This window comes from Oerskovia sp. NPDC056781, assembly GCF_042789955.1.
In the GTDB taxonomy this organism is placed as follows: Bacteria; Actinomycetota; Actinomycetes; order Actinomycetales; family Cellulomonadaceae; genus Oerskovia; species Oerskovia rustica.
In genome coordinates this window covers 1-8,827 of record NZ_JBHUAD010000168.1, presented here as the reverse complement: position 1 = coordinate 8,827, position 8,827 = coordinate 1, and the positions used below count along the sequence as shown (strand labels likewise).

Here is an 8,827-nt window from a genome sequence, read left to right as displayed (position 1 = left end):
ACTCAGAACGACCCCAACCCCGTGTTCGGCAACACAAGGGTGACTCAGCCCAGCGTCACGACGACCTTGACCTCGGAGCCCTCCGGCTGCACCGGGACCGGCTGCGTCGGGTCGAGCTCGACGCCGTCGAGCGTCACGGACCTCACGCCCTTCGACACGTGGTCGGGGTTGCGGACCTCGATCTCGTAGACCGCGCCACGCCACTCACGGCGCACCTCGAAGCCGTCCCAGTCCTTGGGGATCGACGGGTCGACGACCAGGCCGTCGAGGGCCAGGCGCACACCGAGGATGTACTTCGTCGCGGCCGTGTACATCCAGCCCGCCGTACCCGTGAGCCACGGGTTCTGCGCCTTGCCGAACCACTCGTGGTCACGGCCGTACAGGAACTGCACGTAGGCGTAGGGCTCGGCCCCGCGGACCTCGATGTTGTCGTTCTGGTTGTACGGCAGGATCGCGTCGTAGAACTGCACGGCCTCGTCGCCGCGGCCCAGCATGGCCTCGGCGATGATGGGCCACGCGTTCGGGTGCGAGAAGATCGCCGCGTTCTCCTTGATGCCCGGGTACACGCGCGTCACGAAGCCGACCGTGTCGTCGATCTTGGTGAACGCCGGCCAGTTCAGGTGGTTGCCGTACTCCGAGCCCAGGAGCTCGCGCACCGAGTCCATCGACGCCTCGCCACGCTCCTGCGTCGTGATGCCCGCGATGACGGGCCACGCCTGGTGCTCGAGGAAGATCTTGCCCTCGTCGTTGTCGTTCGAGCCGATCTTGACCCCGTCGCGCGTGTAGCCACGGATCCACCAGGCACCGTCCCAGAGCTGGGTGTCGGCGACCTTCGCGATCCGCTCGAGCTCGGCCTCGTACTTGGCGACGTCGGCGGCCGCGCTCTCGTCCCCGGCCGCCGCACGGTGCCGTGCGACCTCGAGGAACGCCTGGATGGCCCACGCGTGCAGGAACGTGACCAGCGAGGTCTCTCCCCCGCCCAGGTTCAGGCAGTCGTTCCAGTCCGCGCGCAGGCCCAGGGCCACGCCGTTCTGGCCGATCTGCTCGCTCGAGAAGTCGAGCGCGCGCGTGAGGTGCTCGTACACCGTGGCGGGAGTGCCCTCGGCGAACGGGATCACCTCGTCGAGGAAGTCCAGGCGACCGGTCTCCTTGACGAACTCGACGACCGACGGCACGAGCCACAGGTGGTCGTCCGAGCACGTGTCCTCGAGCCCGTGGATGAGGTCCTTGGGGTCGGGCGTCGGGACGATCGTCGGCGACGGCACGTCGGGCAGCTTGGGCGCGTCCGGGTCGAACGCCTTGGGCTCGAACAGGTGCAGGCCGTAGCCGGCCTCCGTCTGGGCCCGCAGGAGCTCGACGATGCGCTGGTGCGTCTTGGTCGGGTTGGTGTGGATGACGCTCATGACGTCCTGGGCGGTGTCTCGGAAGCCCAGGCCGCTGCGCCCTCCGACCTCGACGAACGACGCGAAGCGCGACCACACGACACAGGTCTCCGCCTGGAGCAGCGTCCACGAGTTGATCATGGTGTTCATGCCCTCGTGGGGCGTGCGGATGCGGAGCTTGTCCTGCTTGGCCTTCCAGTACGCGGCCAGGCGTGCACGCTCGGCGTCGACGGTCGCGACGTCCGCGTACTTCGCCTGCATCGCACGGCCGGCCTCGGCCCGCGAGCCGTAGCCGAGCATGTAGACGAGGCGCTTGGTCTCACCCGGCTGCAGCGTGATCTTGTGCTGGAGCGAGCCGCAGTGGTTCTGCGTCGTCGCGCTCTCGTTCGAGCCGTGCCCGCGCTCGATCGCGATCGGGTTGGCCTCCGAGCGGTACGCACCGATGAAGTTGTCGCGCAGCGAGTCGTACGACGACGGCGTCTCGCTCGACGCGAAGTAGTGGAACGTCCACGGCTCGTAGTAGGCGTCGTACTCGATGATGCCGTCCTCGTAGGACGACCCCGTCGAGTAGAGCGACATCTGCAGGTTCTGGTTGTCGATCGTGATCGTGTGGAAGGAGAACTCCACGTACGACCCGGCGGTCAGCTCACGGACCTCGTCGGTCGTGTTCGTCAGGCGCACGTCCCAGATCTCGACGTCGTCGTCCAGCGGGATGAAGATCGTCTGCTGGGCGTCGATGCCCTTGTACCGGGCCTCGAACGTCGAGTAGCTCAGGCCGTGGCGCGTCGTCCAGCGACCGGCACCGCCCGCAGGGTCGATCGGGTCACCGTCAGCCGCGAGCGGCTTGCCCACAGGCTGCCACGACACCGACCAGAAGTCGCCGTCGGCCTCGTCGCGCAGGTAGACGTAGTGCCCCGGGCGGTCGAGGGGGACGCCGTTCTGGCGGAACCGCGAGATGCGGCCGGTCTGCGCCGACTTGTAGTACGAGTAGCCGCCGCCGTTGTGCGAGAGCACGGTGCAGAAGTCCTTGGTGCCCAGGTAGTTCGTCCACGAGACGGGGACGTCTGGGCGCTCGATGACGTACTCGTCACGAGCGGTGTCGAAGTGGCCGTAGCGCATCGTCGGGTCGGTTCCTGTCGGTGAGAGGTGCGGGTGGGTGGGGGTGCGGGGGCTCGGGCTCAGACGCCCGCGGTGACGAAGCCCTTGAGCCAGTCGAGCAGCTCGGCGGCCTTCTCGGGCGAGTCCGCCTCGACGAACATGCGCAGGACGGGCTCGGTCCCGGAGAACCGCAGGAGCGCCCAGTTGTCGTTCTCGAGGACGATCTTGGTGCCGTCGAGGTGGGAGATGCTCACGACCGGGTAAGGGCCGATGTGCGTGAGCGGGTCCGCCTCGAGGCGGCGCGGCACGGCGACCCGCATCTCCGGCGTGGAGTCCACGCCGGCCTCGAGCGTGTAGAGGCGCCCCGTGATCTCGTAGATCATCTCGCGCAGCTCGGAGATCTTCTTGCCCGTGCGGGCCAGCATCTCGACGACCAGGGCGCACGCGAAGATGCCGTCCTTGCCGAGGATCCAGCCGCGGACCGTGAGGCCGCCCGACGACTCGCCGCCGAGGACGGCGCCGATCTCCTCCATGCCGGCCGTGACGTGCTTGAACCCGACCTTGACCTCGCGCGACTCCTCGCCGAAGTGCGCGGCGAGCCGGTCCAGCAGGTGCGTCGTGGCCAGGTTGCGCACGACGCCGCCCTTCTCGCCGCGGAACTCGTGCAGGTACCAGTACAGGAGGAGCAGGAGGTCGTTGGTCGAGATGTACTCGCCCGTCTCGTCGACGATCCCGATGCGGTCCGAGTCGCCGTCGGTCGCCATGCCCAGGTCGTAGCGACCACCGCCCTGCTGGATCATCGAGATCAGCGTGGACAGGCGCTGGAGGTCCGGCGCGGGGGCGATGCCACCGAACAGCGGGTTGTGCGACGCGTGGATGAACTCGGAGCGCACGCGCATGTCGTTGAGGATCGTGCCGAGCGTGAGCTGGCTCGTGCCGTACATGGGGTCGACGATCACGCGCAGATCCGAGCCGCGGACGGCGTCGACGTCGACGATCTTCTCGATCGCGTCGACGTAGGGCTCGGTGAGGACCCTGTCCACGACGAGACCGGCCTTGCGGGCCACCGCGAGGTCGAGCGTGATGACGTCGTCGACGCTGAGCGCGTTGGCCTCGTCCTGGTAGCGGTCGGTCTCGTCGTCGAGGGGCAGCGATCCGTCCTGGCGGAACACCTTCATGCCGTTCCACTCGGGCGGGTTGTGGCTCGAGGTGACGATGATGCCGTACGCGGCGCCGAGGTACGGGGCGGCGAACGTCACGAGCGGCGTGGGGACGTCGTCGGGCAGGAGGGTGACCGGGATGTTGTTGCCCGCGAAGACCTCGGCGGCCGCGATCGCGGACTCGCGGGACAGGAACCGGCGGTCGCCGCCGATGACGACGCCCAGGCCGTCGATGCCCTTGCGGACCGTCTCGTTCGCGATCGCCTGGCACAGACGACGCACGTTGGCGAGCGTGTAGCCCTCGCCGATGATGGCGCGCCAGCCGCCCGTGCCGAACACGATCTTCGTGTCGGTGTTCTTCTTGGGCATGAAGAGGCGCTTGAGGAGGATGTCCGCGGCCTCCTGCAGCTCCTCGGCGGTGTTGATGCCCCGGACCTCGTCGGTGTCGTAGATGCGGTACGACGAGATGCTCTTGTGCTTGCCGATGACGCGGCGCGCGAGCTCGGTGAGCCGGTGCTCACCCTCGGCGAGCATGACCTCGAGCTCGGTGAACAGCAGGCTCGGGGCCGCGACGTAGGCACCCACGTTGACCTCGATGGGCTCCCCGTCGGCGTGCGCGTCGGCAGGCCGGTCCTCCTCCTCGAGGATCGCGGTGATCTCGCCGTCGTGACGGACGATGCGCCCGTAGGTGGGCAGGTCCTCGGTCACCACGGCCGCGAGCAGCGACAGGTCCGCGCCCTTGAGCGTGTGCCGCGTCAGGAGCCCCAGCAGGGACTCGGAGCGCAGGAGCGGGGTGTCGGCGTAGGCCACGAGGACCTCGTTGGGGGTCGTCCCGAGCTCCTCGACCGCGGAACGGGCCGCGAGCACGGCGCCGCCCGTCCCCGGCAGGTCCCGCTGCTCGACGTACCGGAGCCCTTCGCCCAGCAGGCCTCGCACGGTCGTGTCGCCGGGGGCCACGACGACCACGATGTGGTCGTCCGCGATGATCTTGCGGACGTTCGCGACCGCGAGCTGGACGACCGTCGCGTCGCCGAGCGGGCGCGTGATGAGCTCGCGCGAGGCGTCGTCGTGACCTGCGGCGAGGACCACCGCCGCTCGATCGTTCGTGGTGGCGGAAACCTGTGCGGCCTGTGGCAGGGTCATGACGTCCTCACTGCTCGGTGATGCGTCGTGCGCGGCCCGTGCAGACCGCGCTCGGTAGGGCACCGGAGAGCCGAGCGAAAAAAGCACGACTCCTTCCAAATCCCTCGCGCGAGGGACCGCGGATGCCCGGTACCACCACCGATCATAGACGCGACGACGGGCGTCACGAAGGCCCTCGGGGGCTTTGGGGTGGAATCCTCACAAAACATTCGTCCGCAGCCATGATGCGACCCGGACGCCACATCCCGTGGGGACTCTCGGCGCCGGGTCGCACGGCATGGCTACGGTTCTCCCATGACGTCACCTCCGCCGCAGGGCTCGGGCACCCCGGACCAGGATCCGTTCTCTCCACCGGCCCCTCCGTACTCGCCCGGTGGAGCGCCGCGCCAGCCCCCGCTCGTGCCCTACCACCCTCCGGCCGGGGCGGACGACGCCCCCGCCCCGGCGGACCCGTACGCGCCCCCCGCCCCGGGGTCCGCGGCGGCGCCCTCGTCGCCCGGCCACCCGGCCCCCGGCCCGTACGGCGCGCCCGGAACCCCTGTCTACGGGACCGCTCCGGGGGCGTACGGGCCCGGCCGGACGGCCGGCTACGGCCCCGGCCACCCGCCCGGGTACGGCCCTCAGCCGGGCTGGCCGCCCACGCCCTCGTGGGACGCCTCGTTCGCTCCTCCGCCCCGGCAGAACGGCCTGGCGCTCGCGTCGATGATCACCTCGCTCGCGGGCCTGCTCCTGTGCATGGTGCCCGGGATCATCGGTCTGGTCCTCGGCATCGTGGCGCTGCAGCAGATCGGGCGCGACGGGACGACCGGGCGGGGGTTCGCGATCACGGGCATAGCGGTGGGCGCGGTCGGCACGGCCTTCGTGGTGCTCTGGATCTTCGCGATGGTGGGGACCTGGTGAGCACCCCGCCCTCCCCTCACGGGTACGACCAGGACGTCTACTACGCGCCCGGCTGGCAGCCCGCTCGGCCGCGGACCGAGCCGCTGGCCGTCGCGGCCCTCCCGACGGGGCTGCTGCTCGGCCCCGTCGGCGTGGGGGTCGGGGCGGCGGCGCTCGCACGCATCCGGCGGGACGGCACGAGGGGCACGGGCCTCGCCTGGGCGGGCATCGCCCTGGGGGTCGCGGTGACGTTGACGGCGATCGCCGTCGTGGTCGCCCTGCTCGTCGGGGACGCCGCGACGCGGCCGCTGCCTGCCGACGTGAGCGAGCCACGGTCCGCGCACGCTCGTCAGCTCGTCCTGGGGAGCTGCCTGGCCGAGCTGCCCGACGACGGCGAGGTCTCCACGGTCCGGGTCGTCCCGTGCGCGGAACCGCACGAGGCCCAGGTCGTCGCGAGGACCGACTTCTCCGCGGACGCGGCATGGCCGGGGCAGGACGTGGTGGACGCCCGGGTGTCCCGGGTGTGCACGCCCGCGGTGCTGTCGGGGGACGCTCCTGCGGACGGCGTCGAGCTGGTCGTGTGGTCGCCGTCGGAGGCGTCCTGGGCGCAGGGTGACCGGACCGGGTTGTGCGTGGCGAGCACCGCGGCGCTCACGGAGGGTTCCCTGATCGACTGATCGCATCCCGTACGGAGGGCGGGCTCCCCACGACCACCGACACCTACCGATTGGTAGGTTTCTGCGCTAGCCTCGACGGACAAGCAGAGCGGCTTGTCCGCCGAACCCGTGAGGAAGTGCATCCGTGACCGTCGAGACCTCCGCCCCCCAGACCTCTGCGCGCACCGCCGGCCCGCTCGACGTCGAGCGCCTCGTCCAGGAGCTCACGCTCGAGGAGAAGGCGTCGCTGACGTCCGGGCTGGACTTCTGGAACACCCAGTCGATCGCCCGCCCGGGTGCCGAGGTCCCGGCGGTCATGGTCACCGACGGTCCGCACGGCCTGCGCAAGCAGGACGGGTCCGCGGACCACCTCGGCCTCTCGGACTCCGTCCCCGCGACCTGCTTCCCCACGGCGGCCGCGCTCGGTTCCACGTGGAACGTCGACCTGCTCCACCGGGTCGGGCAGGCTCTCGGCCGCGAGACCCGCGCGAACGACGTCGCCGTGCTGCTCGGCCCCGGCGTCAACATCAAGCGCTCACCCCTGTGCGGCCGCAACTTCGAGTACTTCTCCGAGGACCCCGTGATCTCGGGCGACCTGGGTGCGGCGCTCATCCAGGGCGTCCAGAGCCAGGGCGTGGGCACGTCCCTCAAGCACTTCGCGGCCAACAACCAGGAGACCGACCGCATGCGCGTGTCGGCCGACGTCGACGAGCGCACGCTGCGCGAGATCTACCTGACCGCCTTCGAACGAGCCGTGAAGAAGGCCTCGCCGTGGACCGTCATGTGCTCGTACAACAAGATCAACGGCACGTACGCGTCGCAGGACCACTGGCTGCTCACCGAGGTCCTGCGAGACGAATGGGGCTACGACGGCGTCGTCGTCTCCGACTGGGGCGCGGTCTCGGACCGCGTGCCCGCGCTCGCCGCGGGCCTCGACCTCGAGATGCCCTCGACCGGCGGCCGCACCGACGCCGAGGTCGTGGCGGCGGTCCGGGCCGGGAAGCTCGACGAGGCCGTCCTCGACCAGGCCGTGCGCCGCCACCTCTCCCTCCTGAACCGTGCCCTGCCCGCGCTCGCAGAGCCCGCCTCGTTCGACGCGGCGGAGCACCATGCCCTCGCCCGCGAGGCAGCGGCCGAGGGTGCCGTCCTGCTCCGCAACGGGCCCGTCGACGGTCGGCCCGTGCTCCCCCTCGACCGCACGGCGCCGCTCGCGGTGATCGGCGAGTTCGCCCGCGCTCCCCGCTACCAGGGCGCCGGGTCGAGCCAGGTCAACCCGACCCGTCTCGACGACGCCCTGACGGAGATCCGTGCGATCACCGGCACCGATATCCCGTTCGCGGCGGGCTTCGGCACGGACGAGACGTCGGCGACCGACGTCGCCGCCCTGCGTGCCGAGGCCGTCGACCTGGCTCGCAGCGCCGGGACCGTCGTCCTCTTCCTCGGCCTGCCCGCGAGCCACGAGTCCGAGGGCTTCGACCGCGACCACATGGACCTTCCCGCCGCCCAGGTCGAGCTCCTGGAGGCCGTCGCCGAGGTCTGCGACCGGGTCGTCGTGGTGCTCGCGAACGGCTCGGCCGTCACGGTCGCAGCCTGGCAGGACCGTGCTGCGGCGATCCTCGAGGGTTGGCTGGGCGGACAGGCGGGCGGGGGCGCGATCGCGGACCTGCTGTTCGGCGTGCGCAACCCGTCGGGCAGGCTCGCCGAGACCGTCCCGGTCCGGCTCGAGGACAACGCGTCCTACGGGAACTTCCCGGGCGAGCTCGGCCACGTCCGGTACGGAGAGGGCGTCCTGGTCGGATACCGCTACTACGACGCCAAGCGCATGGACGTCGCCTTCCCGTTCGGGCACGGCCTGTCGTACACGACCTTCGGCTACGAGGACCTGACGGTCACGGTCTCGGGCGAAGGCCCGACGGCGTCGCTCACCGTGGACGTGACCGTCACCAACACGGGGGCCGTCGCAGGGGCCGAGGTCGTCCAGGTGTACGTGGGCGACCCGCAGGCCGCGGTCGAGCGCCCCGAGCGTGAGCTCAAGGCGTTCGGGAAGGTCTCGCTCGCGCCGGGCGGGACGCGCACGCTCACGTTCGAGCTCGACGCGCGCGACCTGTCGTACTGGCACCCCGTGCTGCGACGCTGGGTCGTCGAGGGCGGCGAGTTCGTGGTGTCGGTGGGCGCCTCGTCCCGCGACCTGCGCGGCTCGGTCTCGGTCGACGTGGTCGGCGAGGACGTCACCCCGCCCCTGACCCCGTGGTCGACGCTGGGCGAGGCCCTGGCGCACCCCGTCGCCGGCGAGATCATCCGAGCCTCGATGGCCCAGGTCGGCGGCTCGGGGGCGATGCCCCTCGACGACGGCATGATGGCCATGGCGGCCGGGATGCCGCTGCGCGTCATCGCGAGCTTCGACGGCATGCTGTTCGACGAGGCGCAGCTCGACCAGCTCGTCGCGGCGGCGAACGTCCGCTGACACGGCCGCCACGACGGGGCGCCCCAGGGTCGGTGGACCCGGGGG

5 protein-coding genes are annotated in these 8,827 nt (G+C 70.9%); 3 read left to right on the top strand and 2 right to left on the bottom strand.

Going from position 1 to position 8,827, the window contains the following annotated elements:
- Positions 1-44 precede the first annotated feature (44 nt).
- Positions 45-2,501 (bottom strand): GH36-type glycosyl hydrolase domain-containing protein, encoded by a 2,457-nt coding sequence (locus tag ACFRCR_RS13760; protein ID WP_377678269.1) that lies wholly within the window; start codon positions 2,499-2,501, stop codon positions 45-47.
- A 59-nt stretch (positions 2,502-2,560) separates the two neighbouring features.
- Complete coding sequence (locus tag ACFRCR_RS13755; RefSeq protein ID WP_377678267.1) at positions 2,561-4,783, bottom strand: NTP transferase domain-containing protein; 2,223 nt, start codon at positions 4,781-4,783, stop codon at positions 2,561-2,563.
- Between the two features lie 294 nt (positions 4,784-5,077).
- Here ACFRCR_RS13755 and ACFRCR_RS13750 point away from each other — a divergent pair, with 294 nt between their 5' ends.
- The 3 genes from ACFRCR_RS13750 to ACFRCR_RS13740 all read left to right on the top strand — a co-directional run bounded on the left by ACFRCR_RS13750 (position 5,078) and on the right by ACFRCR_RS13740 (position 8,782).
- Positions 5,078-5,683 (top strand): DUF4190 domain-containing protein, encoded by a 606-nt coding sequence (locus ACFRCR_RS13750; RefSeq protein ID WP_377678266.1) that lies wholly within the window; start codon positions 5,078-5,080, stop codon positions 5,681-5,683.
- Positions 5,680-6,339 carry a septum formation family protein gene (locus ACFRCR_RS13745; protein ID WP_377678264.1) on the top strand — a complete coding sequence of 220 codons (660 nt, stop codon included), beginning with the start codon at positions 5,680-5,682 and terminating at the stop codon, positions 6,337-6,339. Before ACFRCR_RS13750 ends, ACFRCR_RS13745 begins: the two co-directional genes overlap by 4 nt.
- Positions 6,340-6,463: 124 nt before the next feature.
- On the top strand, positions 6,464-8,782 hold the full coding sequence (locus tag ACFRCR_RS13740; RefSeq protein WP_377678262.1) for a glycoside hydrolase family 3 C-terminal domain-containing protein: 2,319 nt from the start codon (positions 6,464-6,466) through the stop codon (positions 8,780-8,782).
- Positions 8,783-8,827: the final 45 nt, after the last annotated feature.

Coding starts and splice junctions, on each gene's coding strand:
- ACFRCR_RS13755 (WP_377678267.1), bottom strand. CDS start 4,783: ATGACCCTGCCACAGGCCGCACAGGTTTCCGCCACCACGAACGATCGA.
- ACFRCR_RS13760 (WP_377678269.1), bottom strand. CDS start 2,501: ATGCGCTACGGCCACTTCGACACCGCTCGTGACGAGTACGTCATCGAG.
- ACFRCR_RS13750 (WP_377678266.1), top strand. CDS start 5,078: ATGACGTCACCTCCGCCGCAGGGCTCGGGCACCCCGGACCAGGATCCG.